This window comes from Sphingomonas faeni, assembly GCF_030817315.1.
GTDB lineage: Bacteria > Pseudomonadota > Alphaproteobacteria > Sphingomonadales > Sphingomonadaceae > Sphingomonas > Sphingomonas faeni_C.
The window spans coordinates 1,970,750-1,997,306 of record NZ_JAUSZF010000001.1 but is presented as its reverse complement, the minus strand read 5'-3'; the positions used below and the strand labels follow the sequence as shown (position 1 = coordinate 1,997,306).

Genomic DNA, 26,557 nt, shown 5'->3' with positions numbered 1-26,557 from the left:
GTTTTCCGAGTTTTAGGAGAGAGAGATCATGGCTGAGACCAACAGGTTCGACGCGATCGTTATTGGATCGGGCGTAAGCGGTGGCTTCGCTGCGAAGGAACTGACCGAAAAGGGCCTCCGTGTCCTGATGCTGGACCGCGGCAAGATGGTCGAGCACGGCGAAGGCTACACTTATGACGGCAAGCCCGCCTATGAGGTGCCGGCGCGCAACATCATGCCCAAGCCGCTGCTCGACAGCGATTATTTCATCGGCAAGCACGGCTATGTCCAACCCAGCAACCGCGAGTTCCACAATGACGACCGGCTGAACCCGTACGCCTATGACGAGGGCAGCAAATTCTACTGGATCCGACCCGGCGCGGTCGGTGGCAAGTCGCTGATCTGGGGTCGCTGGTGCTTCCGCTGGAGCCCTGCGGATTTCGAGGCGAACAAGCGCGACGGCATCGATGGCGACTGGCCGATCCGCTATGACGACGTCGCGCCGTGGTACAGCTATGTCGAGAAATACATCGGCGTCTCGGGCTCGCGCGAGAATCTCGACTATCTGCCCGACAGCGAGTTTCAGCCGCCGATGCCGATGAACGTCGCGGAGAAGTGGCTGAAACAGGGTCTCGAGTCCAAGTTTCCCGGTCGCAAACTGATCAACACCCGGCTGTCGAACATGACCGAGGATAAGCCCGACCAGAACCGCACGAAATGCCAGTTCCGCAACCAGTGCGGCAATGGTTGCTCGTTCGGCGCGTATTTTTCGACCCAGGCCGTCACCTTGCCGGCCGCTCGCGCAACCGGTCGCTTGACGCTCAGGTCGGACTCGGTCGTCACCAACCTGGTGTACGACGCGGCGCGCAAGAAAGTGACCGGCGTCCGTTATATCGACGCGAAGACCGGCCAGGCGGAAACGGTGCAGGCCGATCTCGTCTTCCTCTGCGCCTCGGCGATCGCCTCGACGCAGATCATGCTGAACTCGCGCGCACCGGGCGGCGACCGGAGCTATTTCGACGATAGCGGCACGCTCGGGCGTTACGTGATGGACCATATCTTCCGCGTCGGCGTCGAGGGCGACATTCCGGGCATGGAGGAGTTTATCGAGTTCGGCCGTCGTCCGGGCGGCGTCTACGTGCCCCGCTTCCGCAATATCGGCGGCGACGAGGGTGTCGGCTTCAAGCGCGGCTATGGCTATCAGGGCAGCGCCTATCGCAACCCCGCGGCGCCGGTCGGGTTCGGCGCGTCGATGAAGCAGGGCATGCGCAAATACGCACCGTGGCGGTTCAGCATGGGCGCGTTCGGCGAATGCCTGCCCTATGCCGACAACAAGGTTTCGCTTCACCAGTCGAAGGTCGACCGGTTCGGGGTGCCGCTGATGCGCTTCGACGTCCGCTTCCGCGACAACGAGTTGAAGATGATGACCGACGCGCGGACGCAGGGCGAGGCGATGCTGAAAGGGGCGGGCCTCACCAACGTCAGGAGCACGGAAGGCGAGCACGTTCCCGGCGACGCGATCCACGAAATGGGTGGCGCGCGCATGGGTCGCGATCCGCGTACGTCGGTGCTCAACGAGTGGAGCCAGGCGCATGCCGCGTCGAACCTGTACGTGACCGACGGCGCGCAGATGGCGTCGATCTCGTGCGTGAACCCGTCGCTCACCTTCATGGCACTGACCGCCCGCGCCGCCGATCACGCGGTGCGCCAGATGAAGAAGGCCTAGGCTGGGGAAGGACGTTCGGGCGGACGTCGGCTGGGGCGCGTTTGGTCGCGCCAGCCGGCGGTCCGGCCGGGCGTCGGACCGGGCGTCCTGTCCCCGAGACCAGGCACCGGCAGGCGCCGCGCGGGATACGAAGCCGCCGTCGATCGGTCGGTGAACGGTTCCTTTCTTCCGATTTCGTGCGAGTGCCGATGAGATTGCGGTGCTTGTGACGTAGCGCCAGCCCCGGTAGGTCGCGAGCATCATGTCCAGCGCTCAGCGTCCTCCCAACCTCCGATCCGACGGCGACGTGCTGCGCTCCAATGGGAATGTGCTGCGCTCGATCGGACATAATCTCGGTTGGCTGGTGGGTAGCCGGGGCGTCGTTGCGATACTGTCCCTGCTATATCTCGGCATAGCGGCGCGCACGCTGGGCGTGACCGGATTTGGCCGATTTTCGCTGATTACCGGAGCGGCGCAGGCGCTCGCTACGCTGGTGGCGTTCCAGAGTTGGCAGGTGATCGTCCAGTTCGGGGTCGGTCTCTCGCGTGGCGAAGACGAACCGAGGCTGGCACGTCTGTTTCGCGGAACCGCGGCGCTCGATCTCATCAGCGCCTTGAGCGGGGCGGCGCTCGCGGTCGCCATTCTCGAACTCTGGAGCGATGCCTTCGGTATCGGTGCAACGCTCAAACGTGCCGCGCTGATTTTCACCGTGGTCCAGCTCGTGACGATCCGGTCCGCCGCCGTTGGCATCCTGCGCCTGAGGGACAAGTTCCGGCTTGCGGCGATCGCGGACAGCATAACGCCGATCGCGCGGGCGGTCGGGGCCGTGCTCGTCATGATCTTCCATCCCACGGTCCAGGCGTTCCTGGCGGTATGGGCGATCGCCGAAGTGCTGACGTCGGCCACCTATTGGGGGATGGTCGCGCATATCGGCGACCTGAAGCTTTTATGGGGCGGGGCCGGCTTCAAGCGGATGGTGCGGGAGAATGACGGGATCCTGAATTTTGCGCTGAGCACGAACGCCAGTTCGACATTGGCGCTCGCCAGCAAGCAGTTGCCGTTGCTGGCGGTCGGCAACGAGCTGGGCGTCGCTGCGGCCGGAACGTTCCGGCTGGCCGCGCAACTCGCGCAGTCGCTCGGAAAGATAGGCCAGCTGATATCGCGGGCGGCGTTTCCCGAAATCGTACGCGCCGTTCAGGAAGCCAAAGACGAAACCGTCCGGCGACTGGTCCTGCGAACCGTCCTGATGAGTACCGTGGCGGGCGCGGTGATCATGCTGATCGCGGTCGTGTTCGGGAAGTCGGTACTCAAGCTGGTGGGCGGGCATGTCTTCGGTCAGGGAAACGTCGTCCTGATCTGGATGGCGGCGGCCGGTGCGATCGACCTGGTCGCGGTCGGGCTGGATACCGTATTGACGGCGCGCGGCTATGCCGGGCGCATTTTCCTGATCCGGATCGTCAGCGTCGCCATCATGCTGGCCACGGCGCTGGTCACGCTGCCCCTATGGGGTGAGGTCGGGATGGCCGTCGCGGTCGTCGCGGGATCTGCCGCCGTCACCAGTCTGCTATTCGTCATCACCTATACGAAGAAGCCCGAACCCGCCTGAAGTTGAGCTGTCGGGGATGTGGGATCGCTCAGCGATATGCGTAGGTCCGCCACGCGTCCTTTACCCATCCCCTGACATCTGGGCCGAGCAGGCTGGTCGGCAAACGCGTGGTAAAGGCCCTGATCGCCTGGGCGCGTCCGATCTTCGGTGCCATCGCGCGGCAAGCAAGAAGCCAGAAATAGTCGCTCGCGGTATCGAGCGCGCCGGGATCGAACACGTGCGTAGCGTCGTTCGCCCGTCGCAACCGGGACAGCCAGTCGCGGGCCCAGGGCAGGAATTGCGTATCGACATCGGCATCCCGCAAGTCGGCAAATCCGAGCAGGACATGCCGTTCGACGTCGGTCCTCGTCGCGTCGATCCGCAGGGCCGCCAGCGTCGGCGCAATCAACGTCTCCCGGCTCGTCAGGATCTCGCTGCGAAATTGGCGAACGGTCTGGTCGGGGTGCATGCGACGATCGATCAGGATTTCCGGCAGGTTCGCGAGACGATGGTCGTGCTGTAGGCGTACGAACATGTCGACGTCTTCGCAGACCCGGTATCGCGGATCGTATCGATACGACTTCAGTATCTCGGCACGTCCCATGATGGAAGATTGCTGAAACGCCGATCGGAACAACAGCCACGCGGCAATCATCGGCGGACTGAGCGGCGGCATGCGGGTCCCTTTCTTCGGGGTGCCGTCCGCGTTCATCTTGCCGGCAGCCGAACCGACCATTGCGATAGTCGGATTGTCGCGCAGGAAGTCGACCTGTTTGCGTATCCGAGTCGGGCGAGCGATGTCGTCGCTGTCCAGCCAGGCGATATACTGGCCCCGCGCGGCAGCCAAAGCGGTGTTGCGGGTCTCCGGGATGCCGCGGTTGATCTCATGGCGTACAAGTCGCAGTCTCGGATCGTCGAACGCAGCGATGATCTCGGGCGTTCGATCGGACGATCCGTCGTCGACGACGATCACTTCGGTGTCGGTCAGCGTTTGTTGGAGCGCACTGGCGATCGCGTCGCCGACGTAATGCGCGCGATTGAACGTCGGGATGAGGATCGAGACCGTCGGAATGTGCATGCGAGGTGCTTAAGCGCGCCACGAGCGAACGCCAACATCATCGGCGAGGGTATGATGGGCCTCCGAGCGTGACCTATTGCGGGAGCAGGCGCGGAAACTCGGCGGGGACGTCGCGGGCGAGAAAGCCGATCGGGCCTCGCGTGGTTGCGACACGTCGTCCGCTCTGTCCGTGCAACCAGACGCCCCAGCCGGCCGCGATGATAGGGGACGCGCCGCGGGACAGCAGGCCGCCGATCGCACCGGCCAGGACATCTCCCGATCCGCCGGTAGCGAGTCCGGTGCCGCCGCCGCCATAATGCAAGGTCGTTCCGTCGGGTGCGGCGATGACGGTATCGCTGCCCTTGAGGACGACGACAGCGCCGTATTGCGCGGCGACGTCCCGCGCGATCTTGTCCGGGGACTGCGCGATCGCGTCTTCCTCGATACCCGTCAGCATCGCCATTTCGCCGTGATGCGGCGTGAACACCATGCGACCGTCGAATGCCGCGAGCGCTTCGCGCTGACCTCGCGCGGACCCGATGGCCATGGCATCGACGACCAACGTCACCTCGTCGCAAGGCTGTGTCAGGATCAGGCGGAGTAGCGCCTCGGCGGCATCGGCGGACCCCATGCCGGGCCCGACGACCAGCGTATCGCAGCTGTTCAGCGACTTTTCGAGCAGGGGACCGGCTGCGCCGTCGATCTCTCCGACGTCGTCTTGCGGGAGTGCGAGGACACCGGCCTCAGGGACGAGCAGGCCGAGGCCGATCGCCGCGGATTCGATCGTGGCCATCTGGAGCTTGCCCGCGCCGACCCGAAGCGCTGCCTCGCCCGTCAGGCGAAGCGCGCCCGGCACCATCGCCGAACCGCCGATCGCCAACACGCGTCCCCGACTGTTCTTCGTGGTTCCGATGCCATGAACGGGGGGCGGGTTGGCAGCGATCCAGCTGCTGTCGAGCGGAATGGTATCGGTCATCCTCGTACTCCGGTGGTACGGTCCGGCTCGGCGGTGACCGGGGCGGACCCTTGGTGGTCGACGACGGCGTTGTAGCGAACGAGCGTGAGCGCGCCGTCCTGCGGGCCGTCGGGGTCGAAGCGATATTCGGTGACCGAGCAGTTCGCGACGTCGCCTTGGTGGTCGATCGCCAGGATCTCGTCCTCGGTCAGGTTCTCGATGACATAGCGCAGGCAAAGGACGACGACCTGATGCGCGACGATCATCACGCGGCGGCCGGCATAGTGCAATGCGATCGTATCCATCAGCGATCGCAGGCGGAAGATGACGTCGCACCAGCTCTCCCCGCCGGGCGGCCGGTGATAGAATTTGCCGAGGATGCGGCGGAACTCGGCCTGGTCCGGATATACCGATGCGACACCGCTGGTGGTCAGGCCGTCGAGAATGCCGAACTCCTTTTCGCGCAGGCGTTCGTCGATCCCGATCGGCTCGTCGCCGGCCGCACCGCCCTGTTCACGGAAGAGGTTTAGGGTCTGGCGCGCGCGGACATAGGGCGAGACCAGCAGAATATCGGGGCGGTCGTCGGGATCCGCGTGCGCGAACCATGCGCCGAGCGCGCGGGCCTGCTCCTCGCCCAGCGGGGACAACGGAATGTCGACGTCGCGGTGCGACAGGTCGATCCGTTCGGCGCCGGCGGCGTGTGCTGCATCGCGCGCCACGTTTCCCGCACTTTCGCCATGACGGACGATCCAGAGGCGAGACGGCCAACGTGCAGGGGTCATGGAATCCCGTCCAAAAGAGTTGCTACGGATCGCTCAACGCCGTCGGCACGGGATGGCTGCATGTCTCTTCGGCGAAGTCTCCGGAGGCGTGATGTGGAGGGGCGGGCGACTGATCGGCAGGGCATGAAAAAGGGCGCCGACATTGCTGCCGACGCCCTCTCTCCAGCTCCTGAACCGACGGTCAGTCGAGCAGGTCGTAGCGATCCGCGTTCATCACCTTGGTCCATGCCGTCACGAACTCCGCGACGAACATCTCCTCCGCATCGGCGCAGGCATAGACTTCGGACAGTGCACGCAGTTGCGAGTTCGAGCCGAATACCAGGTCGGTACGCGATGCAGTCCACTTGTGATCGTGCGTGCCGCGGGTCGTGCCGACATATTCCTGGTCGCTTTCCTCGCTGACCTGCTTCCATGCGGTCTTCATGTCGAGCAGGTTGACGAAGAAGTCGTTCGTCAGCTGGCCCGGGCGATCGGTGAACACGCCGTGCGCCTTCGCGTTGGAATGGTTCGCACCCAGCACGCGCAGGCCGCCGATCAGCACCGCCATTTCGGGGGCCGACAGGCCCAGCAGCTGTGCCTTGTCGACCATCAGCTCCTCCGTCGGCACGGTGAAGCGCGTCTGGAGATAGTTGCGGAACGCATCGGCCTTGGGCTCGAGCACCTTGAAGCTCTCGGCGTCGGTCTGCGCTTCGGTCGCGTCGGTGCGACCAATCGTGAACGGCACTTCGATGTCATGGCCGGCTGCCTTGGCGGCGGCTTCGATGCCGACCGAACCGCCGAGCACGATCAGGTCCGCGATCGAGACGCGCTTGGCACCCTCGCTCGGATCCTTTGCGTCGAACTCGGCCTTGATGCCGTCATAAACCGCCAGAACGCGAGCAAGCTGAGCGGGCTCGTTGACGTCCCAGTCCTTCTGCGGCGCGAACCGGATTCGCGCCCCGTTGGCGCCGCCGCGGTGGTCCGACCGACGATAGGTCGAGGCCGAAGCCCAGGCGGTGGTGACGAGTTCGGCAATCTCCAGACCCGAATTGGCGATCGCCTTCTTCAGGTCGGCGACGTCGAACGAGTCGATCGGCTTATAGTCGGCCTTCGGGATCGGGTCCTGCCAGATCAGTTCCTCGGTCGGCACTTCGGGGCCGAGGTAGCGCTGCTTGGGTCCCATGTCGCGGTGGGTCAGCTTGAACCACGCACGCGCCCAGGCATCGGCGAAGTATTCCGGGTCCGCCCGGAACTTCTCCATCACCGCGCGGTAGCTCGGGTCCACCTTCAATGCCATGTCGGCGGACGTCATCATCGTCGGCACGCGCTTGTCGGGCGAATGAGCGCCGGGCGCCAGCGTCTCTTCCGGGTTGCCGACCGGCTGATACTGATGCGCGCCCGCCGGGCTGCGGACCAGTTCGTATTCATGGTCGAGCAGCATGTCGAAATACGTCATGTCCCACGTGATCGGCGTCGGCGTCCAGGCGCCTTCGATCCCGCTGGTGATCGTGTCGTCGCCCATGCCGGTGCCATGAGTCGACGTCCAGCCGAGACCCTGCGACGCGATGTCCGAGCCTTCGGGCTCCTTGCCGACCTTTGACGCGTCGCCGTTGCCGTGCGCCTTGCCGAAGGTGTGGCCACCCGCGGTCAGCGCCGCGGTCTCGACGTCGTCCATACCCATCCGGGCGAACGTCTCGCGCATGTCGCGTGCCGAGCCCATCGGGTTCGGGCAACCGCCGGGACCTTCGGGATTGACGTAGATGAGGCCGTGCTGGATCGCCGCGAGCGGCTCCTCCAGCGCCATGCCGGCTTCCTCGTCGATCCGGGTCTGGCCGAGCCACTCTTCTTCAGTGCCCCAGTAGATGTCCTTCAACGGCTCGAACACGTCGGCGCGGCCACCGGAGAAGCCGAAGGTCGGTCCGCCCATCGACTCGATCGCGACGTTGCCGGTCAGGATGAATAGATCGGCCCAGCTCAGCGCGCGGCCGTATTTCTGCTTGATCGGCCAGAGCAGGCGGCGTGCCTTGTCGAGGTTGCCGTTGTCCGGCCACGAGTTGAGTGGTGCGAACCGCTGTGCGCCCGACGACGACCCACCGCGACCGTCGCCGGTGCGATAGGTGCCGGCCGAATGCCATGCCATGCGGATGAAGAAGGGGCCGTAATGCCCGTAATCCGCCGGCCACCAGGGCTGGCTGTCGGTCATCAAGGCAACGAGGTCGGCCTTGACCGCGGCATAGTCGAGCGCCTTGAAGGCCGCGCGATAATCGAAGTCGTCGCCCAGCGGGTTCACCGCGAGGCCGGGGCCCTGCAGGATTTCCAGCGGCAACGTATCGGGCCACCAGTCACGGGCGGTGCGACCCAGCAGCGCGCGCTTGGCGGCCGGCTGCTTGCCCGGATCGTTGATCGGGCTACCTTCGGTGATCGCGTCCATGTCTCTCTCCTAATGGCAACTTGTGTGCCTTCTTAAATACCCGTTTACCTCGGATTACGGCAACGATTTGCTGAGATAACTATGATCGAACAACTCGATCGTAGGCCGCAGGTATTTATGTTTCGATTCTGACTTTTGGCCAGTCCGGTAGAAAAGGCGAGTCCTACTTCTAGCCGTCAAGGCAAGCAGTATGCGTCGGATGGCCGTAGTCGGGCGACCGGAATTCCGGAACGTCGAGTCCGGGTTCCGGTCGCTACGCTTACCTTGACGTGACCTAGTTACCGGGAAGCGGTGCTGCGGAGTCGACGAGCCCGGCGTGACGGAGGTCGTGCCAGAACTCGCCGGGTATGATCTCCGTCAGCGCGGCCCGATCCTCGGCTATCCGGCTTGGCCGGCTGGCGCCGGGAATGACGGCCGCGACCGCCGGGTTCGCCAGGGAGAATTGCAGACCGGCGGCCTTCATGCTGACACCGTGACGATCCGCGATTGCCTTGATCCGGGCGACCTTGTCGAGGATCGCGGGCGAGGCCGGGGCGTATTCGAAATTGGGTCCACCGACGAGTACGCCCGAACTATAGGGACCGCCGACGACCACGCCGAGACCGCGTTCGGCGACCAGCGGCATGACGCGTTGCAGCGCGCGGGAATGGTCGAGCAGGGTGTAGCGTCCCGCGAGCAGGAAGGCGTCCGGTCGCGGCTCTTGAAGGTCGAGCAACGTCTCGATCGGCTCACACAGGTTTACGCCGAGACCCCAGGCCTTGATGACGCCTTCGTCGCGGAGGCGGTCGAGCGCGCGGAACGCTCCGGTACGGGCTTCCTCGAACCGGCCGATCCATTCGTCGCCCCAGAAATCGCGGGCGAGATCGTGGACGAAGGCGATTTCGATATGGTCGGTGCGCAGGCGTTCGAGACTGCCCTCGATCGAGCGCAACGTCGCATCGTAGGAATAGTCGTTGACCACGGTGTTGGCGCGACCGTGCGCGAAGACGCCGGCCTTCTCGCCCTGTTGACGGGCGCTGACGTCCTCGAGTTCATCCAGGATGACGCGGCCGACCTTAGTGCTGATGACATAGGCATCGCGCGGCTTGTCGGCGAGCGCCTCACCCATTCTCAGTTCGGCGAGCCCGGCGCCGTAGAACGGAGCGTTGTCGTAATAGCGGATGCCGTCGTCCCACGCCGCTTGGACCGTCGCCAGCGCTTCATCCTGCGGGATGTCGCGGAACATGTTGCCGAGTGGGGCGGCACCGAAGCCGAGCTTGTCGGCAAGAACGTCCTTGAGAGCCATGATCGGTGTCCTTTGCGGGGGAAAGAAGGGGCGGGGGCTCGGCGCGTATCATGCGCGTCCGGGTCCGAGCCCGGTCGTGCCGATGTATGCGCGATGCGGGCATCCGCAACCACGGGACTTCGCCATCGAGGCCATCGTCGTCCTGGTATCGAGCTCCGCCTTGGCCGAGCGCGGGGTGGCGGGCAGGTCGTCGAGCGACCCCGAGTGACCGTTGATCCTCGGGTTCGGAACGATGCTGGCCGACCCCGCTGCAGGCGTGCCGCTCGGTGTCCCTGCGCGCACCGTCGCACAGGGAATCGAGTTTCGGATATGGCCCGGTCCGGTAGGAACCGGCCCGTTGCTCAGGATGCTATGGCGTAGCTGACGAAGACCTAGGCCCTGGTCTCGATCGGTGTCGGTTTCAGGTCGATCGTGACTGGCGATACCCTTGGCGCCGGCGGCGCGGCAGGAGCATTCGCACCACGCAACGCTCCCGTGACCGTTATGTCGTAGCTCGCCTGATCACGCACGGCGATGATCGGACCCAGGCGAAGACCTGCGCCGCTTGCCAACGCTGCGGCACGCTTCGCGGCATCGGCGATCGCTGCCATGTTCGCCCTGGCTCGCGCGGCTTCGGGATCGGACAACGCGAACCCCTGCACGCGGGCGTCACTGGCGCCTAGCCGGGAGGCCAATCCAGCGGCGGTCGCGGCCTTCTCGACCGCGCGCGTGCGCACACTCGTCTGCATCGTCGCGATGAAGCCCGACACGGCACAATCGCCGGTGCTGAGGCGTGGTCGACTGCCATATCCCTGCCCGTCGGCGCACGCGCCGCTCCGTGCTTCGATGATAGTGACGTTGCTGGCGGTAAGCTCGCTGTTCGACCCCAACAGGCCGACCAGCGCCTCGTTAACCGCCTTCTGCTTCGCCGCGATCATCGTCGTGGCCGCGTCTGGAGTAGGCCCCTCGCCACGAATATATATGGTGAGCAACGCAATATCGGGGGCCGTTTGAATGGTCCCGGTGCCCGTCACCTGGACGGTGCGCTCGGGCGGGACTTGAGCGAGGACAGCCTGGGGGATGAGTACGGCAACTGCTGTAACCAAATACCTCATGATTCTATCCTCCCATATTGTCCCGCCAGCATCCTCCGCGCGGCACGCGACGGCAAGGGCTCACCGACGTTCGTAAAGGATATCCCAGTGGAGACGGGGCGGTCGTCTCGATGAGCGCTCCGTTTGGGAGGGAGCGGGCTATGCGGGTAGGGCGACCGTGATACGGGAAGACCTCAATCGATCCTCACCACCGCGATCGATTTCGCCGGCATGTCGAAAACGATGTGGTCCGCTTCGACGCGACCGGCGAATGGCACCGGCTTGACCGTGTCCGGCGCATCGAAGCTGTTGTGGCTGTCGATCTGCGGGGCGGTCAGCAACCGGCCCCGAGCGGTCCCGGTCAGGTTCGTACGGACATGCGCCGCCTTGTTCGGGCTCACATTGACCAGCGAGAGATAGAGCTTCCCGTCCTTGCCCCGTGCCGCCGATGCGTCGATCGTCGACATGCTGACCTTGCCCTTGGTGTAGGTCGGGCTCGCGACCAGCGCGGGGAACGGGGTCGCGTCCATGAACGGCTGGTACATGTCGAACACGTGATAGGTCGGCGTCAGCAGCATCTTCTGCTTGTCGGTCAGGATCATCGACTGCAGCACGTTCACCATCTGCGCGATGTTGGCCATCCGCACGCGGGCGGTGTGGCGGTGGAAGATATCGAGCGTGAGCGCGGCCACCATCGCATCGCGCAAAGAGTTCTGCTGGTAATGCGCGCCCTCGGGAGCCTCGGGCGGCTGGGTGTACCAACTGCCCCATTCGTCGACGAAGAGCGCGATCTTCCGCTCGGGATCGGTGCGGTCCATGATCGCCTCGGTCCGCGACACGAGCGGTTCCATCCGCAAGGCGAGCGAGAGTTCGTTCGCCCAGCCGTCCTCGTCGAAGCCGACCGCGGGGCCCTTCGCGCCGTCGGGCATCGCGTAATAATGAAAGCTGAGAGCCTGCGTCGCGCCCATGTGCGCCATCATCGCGGTGGTGAACGCCTCGAAGTCGCCGCCGCCCTGGACGCTGGCGCCGCTCGCCACCTTGACCATCGGATAGCCGCTCGGCGCACGCGCGAAGATCGCATAGCGCGCGTTGACGTCGGCCGCGTAATCGGGACGCATCTCGCCGCCGCAGCCCCAGGTCTCGTTGCCGATGCCGAAGAACGGCACGCGCCACGCCTTGTCGCGTCCGTTGGACTTGCGCTGTTGCACCAGCGTCGATTCCGGCTGGTCGGACGTCATGTATTCGATCCACTGCGCCATATCGCGCGGCGTCATCGATCCGACATTCCCCGAGACATAGGCGTCCGCGCCGATCAGTTCGGCGAAATCGAGAAACTCGTGCGTGCCGAACTGGTTGGTGTCGATCGTGTTCGGCCAGTTCATCGTCACGCGGGTCGGCCGCTTCGCGCGCGGCCCGATCCCGTCGCGCCAGTCGTAGATTTCGCTGAAGCAGCCGCCGGGCCAGCGGATCACGGGGACGTGGATATGGCGCAATGCCTCGACCACGTCGCGACGATAGCCGCGGATGTTTGGGATCGTGCTCTTTTCGCCGACCCAGATGCCTTCGTAGATGCCGCGTCCGAGATGCTCGGCGAACTGGCCGTAGATGTGCTTGGCGATGACCGGGCCGGGTGCGTCGAGGTTGACGACCACGTCCGCCGAAACGGCCGCAGCGTTATCCTGTGCCGCCGCGCGCCCGTTGGGTGCAGGCAACGCCGCGGCGATCAGGATACCGATAAGAGCCAGGCATGTACGCATCGCGATCTCGTCAAATTCAGGAGGACTGGGGCATCAAGACCGAACGATCGCCCAGGGCGATACCGGTCGGCCAAGTTTCGCAGGGCGCGTGTCGAGTATCGGTGGTCCGAAATACGACGCCTTGGGATCGTCGTTCGCAATCGCGATGGCCTGCACCACCATCGTCGGATCGATCATCGCGACGGTCAGGACGTGACGGCCAGGGCGATCGGCGTCGATCGTGAACCGCATCGTCCGCGCGTTGTCGGCGGTGTTGACGGCGTGCTTGGCGCCGAGAAAGTCCTGGGACGGACCGTCTTCGGGTGTGAAGACCGTACCGATCTCGGGCTGCTGGCCGTCGAGCCAGACCGCGACCCTCAGTTTCCGCCCGGGGATGACTTCCAGCGTCGGGCCGGTGACCAGATCGACGCGGTACTTGCCCGCTGCCGCCAGGAAGATCGGGTACTCCAGGCGCGGTGCGCGCGTCGGGTCCGGGAAGGAGGGCGCATCGACCGGGAAGATCGACATCGCCGTCTCGACCCGACCGAAATCGGGGATCGTGTCCCAGCGCACGTTGCCGACGGGGATCGACCGCGTAAACTCGGCAACCGGCACCGCGAAGCCGCCGGCGAGCCCACCGAACGCATCGCGCGCGTCCTTCTCCTGCTGCGGCGTCGCGCGAACCGCATCCAGCCGGACGGTGATCGTCGTGTCGCCCTTGACCGTGATCGTCGCCTTTGCCTTGCCTACCGGTGCCTTTGCCCAGTCGACATCGATCCAGAACCGCTTGTCACGCGACGATGCGCTGAACGCCTTGCCTTCGCGGATCTTCACCCAGGGCTGATCCACGGTGACCGTCACCGGGGCTTCGGCCAGCCCGCGCGGGAACACGTCGAGATAGGTCGGCAGCCGGGTGATGCTGTCGAGCGTCGGCAACGTGGGGGGCAGGTAATAGCCGGGCCATGCGCGTGCGCTGCCGTCTACGCTAACGCCGAAGCCCGTCGCGCCGTCGAGGTCGAGATCGGCGACCGCGGGCATGATGTCGGACTCGGGCGGATACCAGTCGAAATAGCCGATATGCGTCTGGTCCATCATGTGGTTCCATTTGCCGCCGGCCAGCACGTGATTGTAGGTGTCGCGGAGTTCGTGATCGTATTTGAAACGCCGTCGCACCTCGTCCGCCTCGGCCTTGGTGCTGGCGCGTGTCTGCTCGGCGAACCGGGCGTTGCGCGCGGCGGCGGCGTACATCAGCATCAAGTTGGCGCAGGCGCGGACCGGGTAGAGCACGAGTTGGTAGAACGCATCGCGTTGGTCGGGACGCAGCGCCGCGTTTACCGCATCGGCGCGGCGGACGAGGTCGGTCCAGGCCTCGCACATCCGCTCTGCCTCGTGGTAATGTTCCAGGCTGAACGTCGTGGGCTTGAGCTGCTCGGGTTTGCGCATGCCGTTGTATTTTGCGTAGCGCGCCGCGAGGAACGCGATCTCGGTCGCATGCTCGGGCCCGAACTGGCGCTCCGCCCAGGCGCGGGTCCAGTCGGCGATCTTGTCCTTGGCGACGTCGGCGGGGTTCCATGCCATCGCCAGGAAGAATTCGATCGGCAGTTCGAGCGGCTTCAGGTCGCCGACATTGGCGATCCACATCTCGTTCGCGCCGTATTGGTTGGCAAGGTTCATCTGCTCCCAGATTTTGGGCAGCGGGTTCGAATTGACCCACTGATAGGCGAACGGCCCGCCGTGCATGTCCATGTGGAAATACACGCCGAAGCCACCCTTGCGGCTACGCTCGGCAGGAGTCGGCAGGCGACGCAGATTGCCGACATTGTCGTCGGCCAGCATCAGCGTCACGTCGTCGGGGATCTTCAGCCCGGCGTCGTAATATTTATAGACTTCGGTGAAGAGGACCCAGACCTGCGGCACTTGTTCGGCGGGTTTGCCCATGCCCGACGCGATGATCCGGCGCTGGTCGGTGATGATGCCTTCGAGCAATTTGACGTCAGACTGGATACCGCCGGTGCTCTCCAGCGCGACATCGCCGTCGCCGCGCATTCCGATCGTAACGATGACTTCATTGTCGTGGTTGCGGACGATCCCCTCGCGGAAGAATTTGGCGACCGCCGGCCCGTTGGTCGCATAGTTCCACGCGCCGTTGCCATAGTCCTTGCGGTTGTCGGTCCATTCCTTGTGCGCGCGCATCATCGGCTCGTGATGCGACGTGCCCATTACGATGCCGAACTCCTCCGCAAGCGGCGCATTGGCCGGGTCGTCGATCGCGAACGCGTTGTTCCACATCGCCGGCCATAGGTAATTGGCGCGCAGCCGCAGCAACAGTTCGAACAGCTTGCCGTAGAACTGGGCGTTCATCCCGCCGAACTTTTCGGTGGTCCAGCCCGACAGGCACGGTGCCTCGTCGTTGAGGAAGATGCCGCGATACTTCACCGCGGGCGATCCCTGCACGTAACGGCCGTTCGCGACGCTCAGGTGCGTTTGGCGGACGACGGGCACGTCCGCCCACCAATACCAGGGCGACACGCCGATCATCCGCGACAGGTCGTACGCGCCATAGATCGCGCCGCGCTTGTCGCTGCCGACGATCACCAGCGCTTCGGTAACGCCGGGCAGCGGGTTGGCGATCGTCTCGACGACGAACGACTCCCATTTGCCGCGAATGCCGGCAACGTCGAGTTTGCCGCTGGCGATCAACCGGTCGATCAGCGGGCTGTGGCCGATCGAGCCGACCAGAATGATACGCGCCGGCAGACGCGCGCGGTCGCCGACGACCTGTGCCGCGGTGCCGGTCACGCGACCGATATCGGCGGCCAGATCGCTGGCGGCACGACGGACGCCGGGGAAGTCGTCCGCGTCGACGAACACGGGCACCACGCCGCCGCCGGCTAGCGTGATGTCGAACCCGCGCTTGCGCCGGTCGAACCGCACTGCGGCAGCCAACGGCGATGCCATGAGCCCTGCAGCCACCGCGCCGCCCATCATCTTACGGCGCGTGATCATCGTTCCGTCTCCGCATTCTTTGGGGGCCGCAGCATCGTATCGGTAAAGTTGGCGACGTTAGCCGGTGGCGGCGCCGCTATCGGCCGCATCGATCGTGCCTGGGGTCTGAGGCGCCAAAATCATCCAATTCCCGATCAAGCCTGTCTGACGCTGGCGATTGATAGCGTTACCTTACGCTGGCTGGTCTTCATGTCAAGCTTTCGGCCTGGCCAATTATGGAGATCGGTTGGCCACTCCGCTCAAACTGGACGGACAGAAGCGTTTCCTGATTTACCAATTACTGATCTGCTGCTGGTTCCGAGCCGTCAAGGCCTGTCCGTATTCCTGGCAACTTCGTGCAGCCATTTTCTCATTGATGATGCCGGCAACGGCAGGTCGATAGGCCATATTTCACAGTCGATAATAACCTGTGTAATATTGATTAGAACAGATCGATTATAAGGTTTCCCATCAAATAAAATCAAAATGGATGTTTCCATAATTGAGCTTTGGATTAGGCCTTTAAAGGAATTTAAACCAAGGATTCGATAATGTTCGATCCCATGGCTCTTTCTGAAATCAACAGGGTTGAAAGCGGCAGCGATACTGTCAGTATTTTGCTGCATCTTCAGAACGTCATCTTACGAATGATTGCCAGAGGTGCGGGGCTCGGGCCGACGTGCAGCACGCTTTGTCAGGAAGTCGAGAATATCCTCCCAGGGGTAACGTGTTCGGTTCTGACGGTCGATTTGGCGGGCCTGCTTCATCCGCTAGCCGGGCCTAGCCTCCCGGAAGCGTATTCCCAGGCGTTGGACGGCGTTTCGGTTGGCCCGTTAGCAGGCTCCTGCGGGACCGCGGCCTATCTGAAAACAGATGTCGTCGTGACGGATATCGAAAGCGACGTCCGCTGGCAGGCATTCAAGCATCTCGCACTTCCGCATGGGCTGCGTGCCTGCTGGTCCAGTCCGATATGCGATGCGGAGGGTCATGCGATCGCGACATTTGCGTTTTACTATCGCGAGGTCCGGGGGCCGACGGCCTTCGAATACGAAGTCGTGGCCAACTGCGTTCATCTTACGCAAATAGCGATAGACCGGCACGAGCGTGTTCTCGAACATCAGCGTCGAGCATTTACCGACTCGTTGACCGGGTGTCCCAATCGCGCCGCCTATCATGCGGCGCTTTCCAAGCTCGAAAATGCTCCGGTCGGCAGCTGGGCGCTGTTCGTTCTGGATCTGGATAATCTGAAAGTGGTCAACGATACGTTTGGCCATCATGCGGGCGACACGCTTCTTCAGGTGGCCGGCGAAAGGATTTCCAAAGCGGTAAGTCCAGGTCGGACGTTCCGTGTGGGGGGTGACGAGTTCGCGGTCATCCTGCAGGCGGCCGACGACCTGCGGGATCTAGAGGCGACCGCGGAGAACATCCTGCGCGCACTTTCGCTGTCTACGGACTGCGGCGGGCACATCATAGTCCCGCGCGCTACTATCGGAGGCGCGCCTTTCTCGCAGGACGATGCCGGTGTTGAGAGCGTTCGCCAGAATGCCGACTTCGCGCTCTACCATGCCAAGGAAACGGGCCGGGGCGGGTTCGTGCGATACTGGGCAGGGCTCCGTTCGAGCATGACGCGGCGCATGGGCGCAATCAGGGAATTGAGCGCTGCCTTGCGGGAGGACCGGGTCGAGCCGTTCTATCAGCCGATCTTTCGACTGGACACGAGGGAGATCGTCGGGCTGGAAGCGCTTTGCCGCATGCGTATCGGCGACAACATAGTGTCCGCCGCCGCTTTCCACGAAGCGACCGCCGACGCACAGGTCGCGACGTCGCTGACTGAGCGGATGATGACCCTTGTCGCCGCCGACCTGCGGCGGTGGCTGGATCTGGGCATTCCGTTCCAGCATGTGGGTATCAACGTCTCTTCTGCGGACCTGAGCGGCGGCGCCGTCGGACAGGTCTTGAACGCAGCGCTCGAACGCGAAGGGGTCCCTATCGATCATGTCATTCTCGAGGTGACCGAGACGGTGTACATGGGGCGTGGAGACCAGGCGATCCAGGAAGCGATCAAGGCGCTACGCGCTGACGGCATACGTATCGCGCTGGACGATTTCGGGACGGGTTTCGCATCGCTGACTCATCTGCTCACGGTTCCGGTCGACATCATCAAGATCGATAAATTGTTCGTCGACCACCTCGAACCCGATGGGGTGAGCGTTACGATCGTCGAGGGCCTTATCCGTACCGCGAAAAAGATGGGCATCCGGATCGTGGCCGAGGGGATCGAGACCGAAGAACAGGTCGACCAGCTTCGTGAGATCGGTTGCGAGCTGGGGCAGGGGTATATCTTTTCGCCGGCGGTCGATCGCGATGCCGCGACGGCCCTTCTGCTGGAACACGGCCAGGGTATCTCGCAAGCCTCGGCCATGCCTGCGAAGAAGAGCATAGAGCGGATTGCGCAGCCGGGCGATTTCGCAGCTTAGTCGGACCGTCTTCGATCGGCGTTCGGGATGGTTGGAAACTATGTCGCCGACCAATCTATGATGGGGCGGGCGGCAAGCGCATCGTACATAGCCGCCCGCGTAGGGCAGCTCGACCCTAGGCGAAAATGCTGGCCAGCATTTCAAGATGGGGAAACGAGAGTGGAGCCGGCGTTAGGAGAGCCCGAACCCGCAACGCGGCAGGTTCACATTCTGGTCGTCGAGGACGAACTGTTCATTCGGATGTTCGTCTCCGATGCCCTCAGGGATCAAGGCTATACCGTCATCGAAGCGATCAACGCCGATGAAGCCGTCGATATTCTGATGGCCGGCAAGTCGATCGACCTCGTCTTCAGCGACGTCCGGATGCCTGGCTCGCTAGACGGGTTGGGCTTGCTAGGGGTTGTGAAAGGCCTGTTTCCGGAGGTTCCGGTCATACTGGCCTCGGGTCATCTGGGCTCCGAAGAGGCGCTGGCCAAAGGAGCGAGCCACATTTTGTCGAAGCCCTATCAGATCGACGCAGTTCTGGAGTGCGTGGCGAAAGAACTGGCCAGCACGGTATGACGGAGTCGATCAGTCCGACGACCGCTACCGGCGCCGTCGTTATCGTCGACGGCGATATCCTTTCGCGTCACGCGATCGCCGACTACCTCCGGCACTGCGGTTACGATGTCGTGGAGGCGGCCAGCACCGATGAAGCCGTGATTGCCGTCAAAGATCCGTCGTTTGCCGTCGATATCGTGCTCTGCGACATTCAAGCCGTCGGTACCAGGTCAGGGTTCGAACTAGCCACCTGGATACGCGGGAATCACTCTGAAGTTGACGTCAAATTGGCGGGCAATCTCACTGGTATCGTTAATACGGCGACGGACCTTTGTGAAGAAAGCCCGCATTTCGCCAGACCCTATGAGCCCCAAGCCGTAGTCGACTATATCAAGCAGCTTCGCGCTACCCGCGACCGAACCGCGCGTTCGTTTTCTCGACCATGACACGCGTTCGTGACGTGCCTGTCCAACGACGTTTGTTTCTCGATCGGCCATATCTTAACGATGATATGCTGAAACATGGTATCGATCGGTAGAGGGCGCATGCGACTGATCGAGCGTCGGGGGGGCGACGTGGGATGACTATAGGCACCATTTCGATCGACAGCATCGACGCAAGCTCGAACGAACGCTTTGTCAGGCTCGTCACCGACAGCCCGATACCCTCGGTGATCAGCGACCCACGCCTGCCCGACAATCCCATTATCGCCTGCAACCAGCCATTCTGCGATCTGACGGGCTATTCGACGGACGAGGTCGTGGGGCGCAATTGCCGGTTCCTGTCGGGACCGGCGACCGAACCGTGGTTGTCCGAAGAGATCCGACGCGGCGTGCGGGAGCACAAGCCGGTGCTGGTCGAGATCCTGAACTACAAGCGCAACGGCCTGCCGTTCCGAAACGCCGTATTGGTTGCGCCGCTGTATGACGAGGAGGACCGTCTCCTGTATTTCCTCGGCTCGCAGGTCGAGATCGATACCAATGCGGCGACACCGACCAGCATGCGCCGGATCAGGGCCGCGGAGATGGTCAAGGCGCTGTCGCCGCGGCAGGGTCAGGTGCTCAAATTCGTTGCACAGGGCCTGCTCAACAAACAGATCGCCGCCGAACTCGGCCTCGCCGAGAAGACGGTCAAGATGCACCGAGCCATCCTGATGGACCGACTGGGCCTGAACACTACCGCCGATCTGATCCGGCTTGCTGTCGAGGCGGGCCTCTGAAGCGCTAGCTGGTCGTCGCGGTACTTCCGCGCCGGATATGGCCCAAGGTCCGTATCGCCCGCTGCCCGGCCCCGGCGTATCCCGTGCTTGGTCGTCACAGCGGCTGGGTCGCGGACCGTATTAGCCATCGGTTCCGCAACTTGGGTGGGACTCCCTCCGTTGCCCTTCAAGTCGCTGTGGCGCCATCTCCGGGTGGACGACAACCGATCTCTCCATCGGCCTTCGCTCTCCCGCAACAAGGCTCGTTCGCCACCGTAGCGGGCGCGGCACAGCAAGGTGATGGAGACCTTCATGGACAGCATAACCCCGTTCCAGTTCTCGCTGGTATATAACGCGTTTTCATTCACGTTCGCGACGATGGCCGCGACGACCGCCTTCCTGTGGCTGTGCCGATCGCAGGTTGCGCCGGCATACCGTACCGCCGTCACCATCTCGGGGCTGGTTACCGCGATCGCGGCGTATCACTATCTGCGGATATTCGAGAGCTGGAACGAGTCCTATTCGCTAAAGGACGGGATCATCGCGGGCACCGGCTTCGCGTTCAACGACGCCTATCGCTATGTCGACTGGCTGCTGACCGTGCCGCTGCTGCTGATCGAGCTGGTGCTGGTGATGCGGTTGTCGCCCGAAGAGACGTCGTCCAAGACCGTCCGTCTCGGCTCGGCCGCGGCGCTGATGATCGTCCTGGGGTATCCCGGCGAAATCGCGACCGACATCCCGACCCGCGCCCTGTGGGGCACGCTGTCGTCGATCCCGTTCGTCTATATCGTCTGGGAGCTGTTCCGCGGGCTCGGCGAGTCGATCGAGCAGCAGCCTGCCGTTGCGCGCGGCCTGGTGCGGAAGGCGCGCCTACTGACCTTCGCCTCGTGGGGTTTCTACCCGATCGTCTACATGGCACCCTATGCGGGGATCAGCGGCGCGACCGCGACGACCGTCATCCAACTCGGCTACACGATCGCGGACATCGTCGCGAAGGCCGGGCTCGGCGTGCTGATCTACATGATCTCCGTTCGCAAGTCGCAGGTCGAGGCGGGTGGTGTCGCTCTTCACACCCATTGATCCGAACACCTCCGTCCGTGTCGCGGCACAGATTGCCGTGACCAGTCTCGACCGCCGCGCCTTATCGGGGCGCGGCGGCGTCGTGTTTCCCGGCTTCTGGCTCGCCGTGGTCTATCTGACCGCCGCGCTGGTCGCAGGCGTGCCGCTCGGAGGCCCCGTCGCGACGCTGATCGCGACGGTGGTTTTCATCGGCGGCGGGATGCCACACGGCGCCTACGACATATCGTTGCTGGCGCGCGCAACGCGTCTCGGGCGTCGTGGTCTGGCTTTGGCAGTGGGCGGCTATGTCGGTATCGCGGTCGCGATGGCGGTGATGTGGATCATCAGTCCGCTGGTCGCACTGGTCCTCTTCATCACGGCCGCCTCGGTGCATTTCGGCGAGGACTGGGCGATGCTCGACGAGCCGTTGCTCAAGGTCGCGGCCGGTACCGCGATCATCGCCGCACCCGCGATAGGCCCACCCCGCCGACGTCGCACGGCTGTTCGTCGCGATGGTCGGCAACCCCAGCGGCGAGATCGTGGCAAAGGTTCTGATCGCAGTCGCACCAGTTGCGCTGCTGGTGACGATCGTCGGCATCGTCGATGCCTGGCACGGCGGCGCGCGGGAGTGGGCGGCGGCGACCGGGGCCGCCATTCTCGGCCTGATGATCGCGCCGCCGGTGGTCGGGTTCGCCCTGTTCTTCGTGTTCCTCCATTCGCCGCGCCATCTGGCCGATGCACGAATCACGCTGGGCAAGGTTTCGCATCGTTGGTGGCTTGCGACCGGCGCGATCTTGTCGCTGACGGCGATCGGGGGGTGGGCGATCTTTGCCACGAGTTTGGCGCAGCGCCTTCCGGCCGACCTTACCGCGCAGGCGTTCCAGCTGCTCGCAACCGTCGCGGTGCCGCATCTGGTGTTTTCGAAGTGGATCGAGCGGCGACTGACGCGTGGCGCTGGTCAATTCGACATGGCCTGATGCACAGGCCGTCGCACGGCCTTAAATGCGTTCGAGCATCTGCTCGGCGAGATGGCGGCCGGACACCCAGGCACTCTCGATCCGCGGTGCCAGCAGCCAGTCGCCCGTCGCGCCGATCCGCTCGCCGGCATTCCACAGCGATCCGAGGTCGGCCCCCGACGCCCGCGCGTAGCGCCAGCGATGCCCCGTACGAATGATCGGCGTCGGCAATCCGGTCGGGCTGTGTGTCGCCAAGGCCGCCAGTAATCGATCGACGACGGTCTCGACGGAATCCTCCAGATGGTCGCGCGACCAGTCCGGTGTGGCCTGAACGACCCAGCTTTCCGGATCACGGCGTCCGGGCTTCGCGCTGTTCCGCGCGGCCCAGCCGATTATGCCGGCATCTTTCAGGACATCGGACGGGATCGCGAGCCGCGCGTCGAACGCGAACATCGCCGTCCAGCATGGCGCCGATCGACAGGCGAGCGCCTCGCTCGCCATGGCCGGTTCATGCGGGGCGAGCAACGGCGCGGCCTGTTCCGCCGGGGTCGCGATGACGACGGCGTCGAAGAGGGTGCCAGTCGCATCCGGATCGATTGTCCAACCTGCTGCCGTCCTGCGGACTTCATCGACACGGCAATTCCAACGGACCTCCGCCCGAGCGGCCAGATGCTTGACTATGGCATTCATTCCCGGCGTGCCGACCCATGCATCGGGGCCGGCGGCGGGCCAGCGCGCAACGACACCGGCAGCCTCCCAAGCGTGCATAGCGGCGACGAAGTCGGGATCGCGCATCGTCAGATACTGCGCGCCGTGATCGAAGGAGGCTTCGTCCCCGGCCATGTCGATGCGTCGCGTCGCCATGCGACCGCCTGCGCCCCGTCCCTTGTCGAACAGCGTCACCGCACAGCCGCCGTGCTGGAGATGTACGGCGCACGATAGTCCGGCGATACCCGCACCCACAATCGCAACCTTCACGCGCGTCTCCGTTTCAGTGATACCGGGGCGGGAAGCCCCGGTATCGGTTATACGAACGGGTTAATCGGTTGGCAGCAATACCGTGTCGATCGCGTGAATTACGCCATTGGTGCATGTGATGTCGGCGGTCACGACACGGGCGCCGTTGACCGTGAGGCCGTCCGTGCCGTCGACATGCACCGTCGCGCCGCCCACCGTGGCGGGGTCGAGCACCTTGCCCGTTACATCGTCCGCACGGACTGCGCCGGGCAGGACGTGCAGGAGCAGGATCGCGGTCAGCTTGTCCTTGTTCTCCGGCTTGACGAGGTCGTCGACGGTCCCCGCCGGCAGCGCCGCAAAAGCCGTGTCGGTGGGGGCAAATACGGTAAACGGACCCTCACCCTTGAGTGTATCGGCGAGACCTGCCGCGCCAACGGCTGCTACCAGTGTTGTGAACGACCCTGCGGCAACCGCGGTGTCGACGATGTCGTGCTTCGTATCGGTCATTGTTTATCCTGGAATAGGAGGCGATGCCGGTGTCCGGCCCGCGTCATTCCCACCAAGCCAATCCAGGTGCGATATGACCTTTCGGTCGTATGGAAGTCGTTGGAATGCTCGGTCGGGATTTCGAGGACGCTGTTCAAGACGGACAAAGCGCTCGGTGAACCGGGTGTCTAGGAGCGGCGTCGTTCGGATCGAGTCTCGGGTGCTGCTTCCCATCCGTTCCAGCGGCGTTTGACCCGTTGCTCCAACGCTGCGTTGGCTTGGAGGAGCAGAGTGCCGGCTTCGGTAGCGGTCATCATACCGGGCGAAACCTTCAGCAGCGACTTGCAGGCACGTCAATTCGGCAACCGCCGTACCCGCAACGATCAAGGAATAATCTAACCCAACGCTTCTGTCGCGAAGGTGAAGGCTGGTGACCCCTACGAGAATCGAACTCGTGCTTACGCCGTGAGAGGGCGTCGTCCTAACCGCTAGACGAAGGGGCCGTTAGCAGATGCGGGCGTCTACGGAATGGGGTGGCGGCCGTCAAGACGGTTGCCGCAGTTTCCTAGACGCCCGCGCATTTTGTCTGGCGCTCGTTTTCTCAGGCAGCGACTTTCTTGCGCTCTGCCATTTCCTCGTTGAGCATCTCGGCTAGGAGGAAGGCGAGTTCGAGGCTCTGGCTGGCGTTGAGGCGCGGGTCGCAGTGGGTGTGGTAGCGGTCCGCCAGCGACTGCTCAGTCACGTCGACCGCGCCGCCGGTGCACTCCGTTACGTTCTGCCCAGTCATCTCGGCGTGGATGCCGCCGGCGTGCGTGCCTTCCGCGCGGTGGACCGCGAAGAAGCCGCGGACTTCGGCGAGGATGCGGTCGAACGGCCGCGTCTTGTAGCCGTTGGCGGCCTTGACGACGTTGCCGTGCATCGGGTCGCAGCTCCAGACCACCGGATGGCCCTCGCGCGTGACGGCGCGGACGAGGCGGGGCAGGTTCGCCTCGATCTTGTCATAGCCATAGCGCGTGATCAGCGTCATCCGGCCGGGCACGCGACCGGGGTTGAGCGTGTCGAGCATGCGGAGCAGCGCGTCGGGCTCGAGGCTAGGCCCGCACTTGATGCCGATCGGATTGCCGATGCCGCGGAGGTATTCGACGTGGCTGGAGCCTTCGAAGCGGGTGCGGTCGCCGATCCACAGGAAATGCGCGCTGGTGTCGTACCAGTCGCCGGTCAGTGAATCCTGCCGGGTCAGCGCCTGCTCGTACTGGAGCAGAAGCGCCTCGTGGCTGGTGTAGAAATGCGTTTGCGCGAGCTGTGGCACGGTCTCGGGATCGATCCCGCAGGCGGCCATGAACTCGAGTGCCTCGCCGATGCGGTCCGCGGTCTCGGCGTATTTCTTCGACCACGGGCTGCGGCCCATGAAGTCGTGCGTCCAGCGGTGGACCTGGTGCAGGTTCGCGTACCCGCCCTGTGCGAACGCGCGCAGCAGGTTGAGCGTGGCGGCCGACTGTGAATAGGCGCGGATCATGCGCTGGGGGTCGGGCGCGCGGGCTTCGGCGGTGAAGGCGATGTCGTTGACGTTGTCGCCGCGGTACGAGGGCAGCTCGATGCCGCCGATCGTCTCGGTGTCGGTCGAGCGCGGCTTGGCGAACTGCCCCGCCATGCGGCCGAGCTTCACGACCGGGAGCTTCGATGCGAAAGTCAGGACGACGGCCATCTGGAGGATGACGCGGAAGGTGTCGCGGATGTTGTTCGCGCTATGCTCGGCGAAGGATTCGGCGCAGTCGCCGCCCTGGAGCAGGAATGCCTTGCCGGCTGCGACCTCGGCGAGCGACGCGGTCAGGTTGCGGGCTTCGCCGGCGAAGACCAGCGGTGGGAAGGTCGCGAGCTGATTGGTCGCGGCGGTCAGCGCTGCGGCGTCGGGATAGGTCGGGAGCTGTCGTGCTTCGTAACGAGTCCAGCTGTCGGGGGCCCAGTTCGCGGCCATATCATGTCGTCCGATTGGTGAATTGTGATGCGAGCCATGCGGGAAAACGCCATTTTGCGCAACGAAGTAAAGCTTGGGAGTGGGCGGCGAAACGCTGCGTGGGCGGGGTCGATCGGCTAAAGAGCTTAACTTCATTCATATTAGATTAAAATATATATGGCGCCTGCGCTGTCCAATTGGCATGGTCCCCGCATGGACATGCCAATGCGTATCATCATCGCGCTCTCTATCATCGGCGGGGGAGTCTTGGTCGGCGTACCGATCCTGATCATGTACTCGCGTCGCCGCCGCGCCGACAAACTGCGGCGCCGCGGAATCAAGAGCTACAATCGCGGCCGGCGCGAGGCGCCGGTCGGCACGACCCAGATCGGTCAGTAACCCGCGTCGAGATCAGCGACGTTCTTCATCGGGCGACCGGCGAGGAACGCGGCGAGGTTGTCGAGGAACAGCGCCGCGCCACGTGCGAACATCGTCGTCTGACTGCGGCCCGACAGGTGCATCGTGACGATCGCATTGGGCGCGGACCAGAGCGGGTGATCCTCGGGCAGGGGCTCCGGGTTGGTCGGATCGAGCACGGCACCCGCAATCGTCCCGTCCGTCAGCGCCGCGATCAGCGCGTCGTCGTCGATCATGTCGCCACGCGCGATGTTGATCAGCCAGGCCGACGGCTTCATCCGCTGTAGCTCTTCGTGACCGATCATCGCCTGTGTCGCGTCGGTCGAGGGCGCGGCCAGGATCACCCAGTCGAACGCATCGAGCCGATCGCGCCAAGCATCAGGCGTGATCGTGCCATCCCGACCGGTGCGCGTCACCCCGGTGACTTCGACCCCGAACGCCTCCAATCGGTCGCCGATCATTTGGCCGATCGTACCATAGCCGATAACCAATGCCCTGGTGCCAGCCAGTTCGATTTTGCCGGGCGCGTCCTTCAGCCAGTCGTGGCGGTCCTGCGCGCGCAAGACGGTGTCGAAGCGCTTGGCAGCGACGAGCACGCCCATCACCGCATATTCCGCGACCGCGACGGCGTTGATGCCGGCGCCGTTGGTCAGCGTAACGCCGTTGTCGCGCAGGAGGTCGAGCGGGAACGCGTCGAGCCCGGCGTAGATCGTCGAAACCCATTTGAGGATCGGCCCGGCGTGGCGGATCGCGTCGGCGACGAGCTCGGTCGGCTGCATGTCGACCCAGGCGATGTCCGCGTCGGCGATCATCGCGTTGGCTTCCGAGGGCTTGGCGAACCAGGCGATTTCGAGGTCCGCGGGTAGATGCGATTCGAGGAGCGGGCGGGCGGCGGCTGGGAGGACGGCTTTCATGTGCGGAGCATCGGCGTGCGGCGGGGCATGTCAAGGTGTGCCGGGTT

At 64.1% G+C, this 26,557-nt stretch carries 21 protein-coding genes, 1 tRNA gene and 1 pseudogene; 10 read left to right on the top strand and 13 right to left on the bottom strand.

The genetic code is table 11. The features are described 5' to 3' along the window. Positions 1 to 28: 28 nt before the first annotated feature. Together QFZ54_RS09260 and QFZ54_RS09255 are read left to right on the top strand one after the other, a co-directional pair. Positions 29 to 1,705, top strand: a complete 1,677-nt coding sequence (locus QFZ54_RS09260; protein ID WP_307086555.1) for a GMC family oxidoreductase — start codon at positions 29 to 31, stop codon at positions 1,703 to 1,705. A gap of 286 nt (positions 1,706 to 1,991) precedes the next feature. Beyond that, positions 1,992 to 3,290, top strand: a complete 1,299-nt coding sequence (locus QFZ54_RS09255; protein WP_307086553.1) for a lipopolysaccharide biosynthesis protein — start codon at positions 1,992 to 1,994, stop codon at positions 3,288 to 3,290. Positions 3,291 to 3,318: 28 nt separating this feature from the next. Here QFZ54_RS09255 and QFZ54_RS09250 read toward each other — a convergent pair whose 3' ends face one another. From QFZ54_RS09250 to QFZ54_RS09215, 8 genes are all read right to left on the bottom strand, one after another. Beyond that, positions 3,319 to 4,347 (bottom strand): glycosyltransferase family 2 protein, encoded by a 1,029-nt coding sequence (locus QFZ54_RS09250; RefSeq protein WP_307086551.1) that lies wholly within the window; start codon positions 4,345 to 4,347, stop codon positions 3,319 to 3,321. A gap of 73 nt (positions 4,348 to 4,420) precedes the next feature. Then, on the bottom strand, positions 4,421 to 5,302 hold the full coding sequence (locus tag QFZ54_RS09245) for an NAD(P)H-hydrate dehydratase (RefSeq protein WP_307086549.1): 882 nt from the start codon (positions 5,300 to 5,302) through the stop codon (positions 4,421 to 4,423). After that, complete coding sequence (locus QFZ54_RS09240) at positions 5,299 to 6,063, bottom strand: histidine phosphatase family protein (protein WP_307086547.1); 765 nt, start codon at positions 6,061 to 6,063, stop codon at positions 5,299 to 5,301. Before QFZ54_RS09240 ends, QFZ54_RS09245 begins: the two co-directional genes overlap by 4 nt. A 181-nt stretch (positions 6,064 to 6,244) precedes the next feature. Next, the gene (gene katG / locus QFZ54_RS09235) at positions 6,245 to 8,473 is read right to left on the bottom strand and encodes a catalase/peroxidase HPI (RefSeq protein ID WP_307086545.1); all 2,229 of its coding nucleotides are present in this window, start codon (positions 8,471 to 8,473) and stop codon (positions 6,245 to 6,247) included. A gap of 274 nt (positions 8,474 to 8,747) precedes the next feature. Next, complete coding sequence (locus tag QFZ54_RS09230) at positions 8,748 to 9,758, bottom strand: aldo/keto reductase (protein WP_307086543.1); 1,011 nt, start codon at positions 9,756 to 9,758, stop codon at positions 8,748 to 8,750. Between the two features lie 371 nt (positions 9,759 to 10,129). Next, complete coding sequence (locus QFZ54_RS09225; RefSeq protein ID WP_307086541.1) at positions 10,130 to 10,852, bottom strand: SIMPL domain-containing protein; 723 nt, start codon at positions 10,850 to 10,852, stop codon at positions 10,130 to 10,132. A gap of 173 nt (positions 10,853 to 11,025) precedes the next feature. Further along, positions 11,026 to 12,588 carry an alpha-N-arabinofuranosidase gene (locus QFZ54_RS09220; RefSeq protein ID WP_307086539.1) on the bottom strand — a complete coding sequence of 521 codons (1,563 nt, stop codon included), beginning with the start codon at positions 12,586 to 12,588 and terminating at the stop codon, positions 11,026 to 11,028. A 33-nt stretch (positions 12,589 to 12,621) separates the two neighbouring features. Next, the gene (locus tag QFZ54_RS09215) at positions 12,622 to 15,573 is read right to left on the bottom strand and encodes a glycosyl hydrolase 115 family protein (protein WP_307086537.1); all 2,952 of its coding nucleotides are present in this window, start codon (positions 15,571 to 15,573) and stop codon (positions 12,622 to 12,624) included. Positions 15,574 to 16,103: 530 nt separating this feature from the next. Between QFZ54_RS09215 and QFZ54_RS09210 the strand changes: the two genes are divergently transcribed. The 7 genes and pseudogenes from QFZ54_RS09210 to QFZ54_RS09180 all read left to right on the top strand — a co-directional run bounded on the left by QFZ54_RS09210 (position 16,104) and on the right by QFZ54_RS09180 (position 21,803). Next, positions 16,104 to 18,029 (top strand): sensor domain-containing phosphodiesterase, encoded by a 1,926-nt coding sequence (locus QFZ54_RS09210; RefSeq protein ID WP_307086535.1) that lies wholly within the window; start codon positions 16,104 to 16,106, stop codon positions 18,027 to 18,029. Positions 18,030 to 18,188: 159 nt separating this feature from the next. Then, entirely contained in the window at positions 18,189 to 18,590 is a 402-nt protein-coding gene (locus QFZ54_RS09205) for a response regulator (RefSeq protein WP_307086534.1), read from the top strand. After that, on the top strand, positions 18,587 to 19,015 hold the full coding sequence (locus QFZ54_RS09200; RefSeq protein WP_307086532.1) for a response regulator: 429 nt from the start codon (positions 18,587 to 18,589) through the stop codon (positions 19,013 to 19,015). The genes QFZ54_RS09205 and QFZ54_RS09200 overlap by 4 nt, the downstream gene beginning before the upstream one ends. Positions 19,016 to 19,149: 134 nt before the next feature. Beyond that, positions 19,150 to 19,788 carry a LuxR C-terminal-related transcriptional regulator gene (locus tag QFZ54_RS09195; RefSeq protein ID WP_307086530.1) on the top strand — a complete coding sequence of 213 codons (639 nt, stop codon included), beginning with the start codon at positions 19,150 to 19,152 and terminating at the stop codon, positions 19,786 to 19,788. Between the two features lie 291 nt (positions 19,789 to 20,079). Continuing rightward, positions 20,080 to 20,847: a bacteriorhodopsin-like gene (locus tag QFZ54_RS09190; protein ID WP_307086528.1), complete on the top strand. Its 768-nt coding sequence runs from the start codon at positions 20,080 to 20,082 to the stop codon at positions 20,845 to 20,847. 199 nt (positions 20,848 to 21,046) lie between these two features. Further along, positions 21,047 to 21,253: pseudogene (locus tag QFZ54_RS09185) on the top strand (Brp/Blh family beta-carotene 15,15'-dioxygenase); the annotation flags it as partial. A gap of 85 nt (positions 21,254 to 21,338) precedes the next feature. Continuing rightward, the gene (locus QFZ54_RS09180) at positions 21,339 to 21,803 is read left to right on the top strand and encodes a Brp/Blh family beta-carotene 15,15'-dioxygenase (protein ID WP_307086526.1); all 465 of its coding nucleotides are present in this window, start codon (positions 21,339 to 21,341) and stop codon (positions 21,801 to 21,803) included. Positions 21,804 to 21,824: 21 nt separating this feature from the next. Here the strand turns inward: QFZ54_RS09180 and QFZ54_RS09175 are convergent, their stop codons facing one another. The 4 genes from QFZ54_RS09175 to QFZ54_RS09160 form a co-directional block, all read right to left on the bottom strand. Continuing rightward, positions 21,825 to 22,760, bottom strand: coding sequence for an NAD(P)/FAD-dependent oxidoreductase (locus tag QFZ54_RS09175; protein ID WP_307086523.1), 936 nt, complete (start codon positions 22,758 to 22,760; stop codon positions 21,825 to 21,827). A 60-nt stretch (positions 22,761 to 22,820) separates the two neighbouring features. Continuing rightward, positions 22,821 to 23,246 (bottom strand): fasciclin domain-containing protein, encoded by a 426-nt coding sequence (locus QFZ54_RS09170; RefSeq protein WP_307086521.1) that lies wholly within the window; start codon positions 23,244 to 23,246, stop codon positions 22,821 to 22,823. A 407-nt stretch (positions 23,247 to 23,653) separates the two neighbouring features. Beyond that, positions 23,654 to 23,728: transfer RNA gene (locus QFZ54_RS09165), tRNA-Glu, on the bottom strand. 98 nt (positions 23,729 to 23,826) lie between these two features. Beyond that, a complete protein-coding gene (locus tag QFZ54_RS09160; RefSeq protein WP_307086519.1) occupies positions 23,827 to 25,200 on the bottom strand; it encodes a class II 3-deoxy-7-phosphoheptulonate synthase in 1,374 nt (457 codons plus the stop codon). 204 nt (positions 25,201 to 25,404) lie between these two features. Between QFZ54_RS09160 and QFZ54_RS09155 the strand changes: the two genes are divergently transcribed. Further along, positions 25,405 to 25,578 carry a hypothetical protein gene (locus QFZ54_RS09155; protein WP_307086517.1) on the top strand — a complete coding sequence of 58 codons (174 nt, stop codon included), beginning with the start codon at positions 25,405 to 25,407 and terminating at the stop codon, positions 25,576 to 25,578. On the opposite strand, the gene QFZ54_RS09150 is transcribed toward QFZ54_RS09155, so the two are convergent. Then, on the bottom strand, positions 25,572 to 26,510 hold the full coding sequence (locus QFZ54_RS09150) for a D-2-hydroxyacid dehydrogenase (RefSeq protein WP_307086515.1): 939 nt from the start codon (positions 26,508 to 26,510) through the stop codon (positions 25,572 to 25,574). The genes QFZ54_RS09155 and QFZ54_RS09150 overlap by 7 nt on opposite strands. Positions 26,511 to 26,557 lie beyond the last annotated feature (47 nt).

What these genes read in the sequence shown, in the direction of transcription:
- QFZ54_RS09200 (WP_307086532.1), top strand. Translation starts at nt 18,587, where the DNA reads ATGACGGAGTCGATCAGTCCGACGACCGCTACCGGCGCCGTCGTTATC.
- QFZ54_RS09250 (WP_307086551.1), bottom strand. Translation starts at nt 4,347, where the DNA reads ATGCACATTCCGACGGTCTCGATCCTCATCCCGACGTTCAATCGCGCG.
- QFZ54_RS09180 (WP_307086526.1), top strand. Translation starts at nt 21,339, where the DNA reads ATGGTCGGCAACCCCAGCGGCGAGATCGTGGCAAAGGTTCTGATCGCA.
- QFZ54_RS09215 (WP_307086537.1), bottom strand. Translation starts at nt 15,573, where the DNA reads ATGATCACGCGCCGTAAGATGATGGGCGGCGCGGTGGCTGCAGGGCTC.
- QFZ54_RS09245 (WP_307086549.1), bottom strand. Translation starts at nt 5,302, where the DNA reads ATGACCGATACCATTCCGCTCGACAGCAGCTGGATCGCTGCCAACCCG.
- QFZ54_RS09225 (WP_307086541.1), bottom strand. Translation starts at nt 10,852, where the DNA reads ATGAGGTATTTGGTTACAGCAGTTGCCGTACTCATCCCCCAGGCTGTC.
- QFZ54_RS09230 (WP_307086543.1), bottom strand. Translation starts at nt 9,758, where the DNA reads ATGGCTCTCAAGGACGTTCTTGCCGACAAGCTCGGCTTCGGTGCCGCC.
- katG (WP_307086545.1), bottom strand. Translation starts at nt 8,473, where the DNA reads ATGGACGCGATCACCGAAGGTAGCCCGATCAACGATCCGGGCAAGCAG.
- QFZ54_RS09155 (WP_307086517.1), top strand. Translation starts at nt 25,405, where the DNA reads ATGCGTATCATCATCGCGCTCTCTATCATCGGCGGGGGAGTCTTGGTC.
- QFZ54_RS09220 (WP_307086539.1), bottom strand. Translation starts at nt 12,588, where the DNA reads ATGCGTACATGCCTGGCTCTTATCGGTATCCTGATCGCCGCGGCGTTG.
- QFZ54_RS09260 (WP_307086555.1), top strand. Translation starts at nt 29, where the DNA reads ATGGCTGAGACCAACAGGTTCGACGCGATCGTTATTGGATCGGGCGTA.
- QFZ54_RS09160 (WP_307086519.1), bottom strand. Translation starts at nt 25,200, where the DNA reads ATGGCCGCGAACTGGGCCCCCGACAGCTGGACTCGTTACGAAGCACGA.
- QFZ54_RS09190 (WP_307086528.1), top strand. Translation starts at nt 20,080, where the DNA reads ATGGACAGCATAACCCCGTTCCAGTTCTCGCTGGTATATAACGCGTTT.
- QFZ54_RS09150 (WP_307086515.1), bottom strand. Translation starts at nt 26,510, where the DNA reads ATGAAAGCCGTCCTCCCAGCCGCCGCCCGCCCGCTCCTCGAATCGCAT.
- QFZ54_RS09195 (WP_307086530.1), top strand. Translation starts at nt 19,150, where the DNA reads ATGACTATAGGCACCATTTCGATCGACAGCATCGACGCAAGCTCGAAC.
- QFZ54_RS09240 (WP_307086547.1), bottom strand. Translation starts at nt 6,063, where the DNA reads ATGACCCCTGCACGTTGGCCGTCTCGCCTCTGGATCGTCCGTCATGGC.
- QFZ54_RS09170 (WP_307086521.1), bottom strand. Translation starts at nt 23,246, where the DNA reads ATGACCGATACGAAGCACGACATCGTCGACACCGCGGTTGCCGCAGGG.
- QFZ54_RS09210 (WP_307086535.1), top strand. Translation starts at nt 16,104, where the DNA reads ATGTTCGATCCCATGGCTCTTTCTGAAATCAACAGGGTTGAAAGCGGC.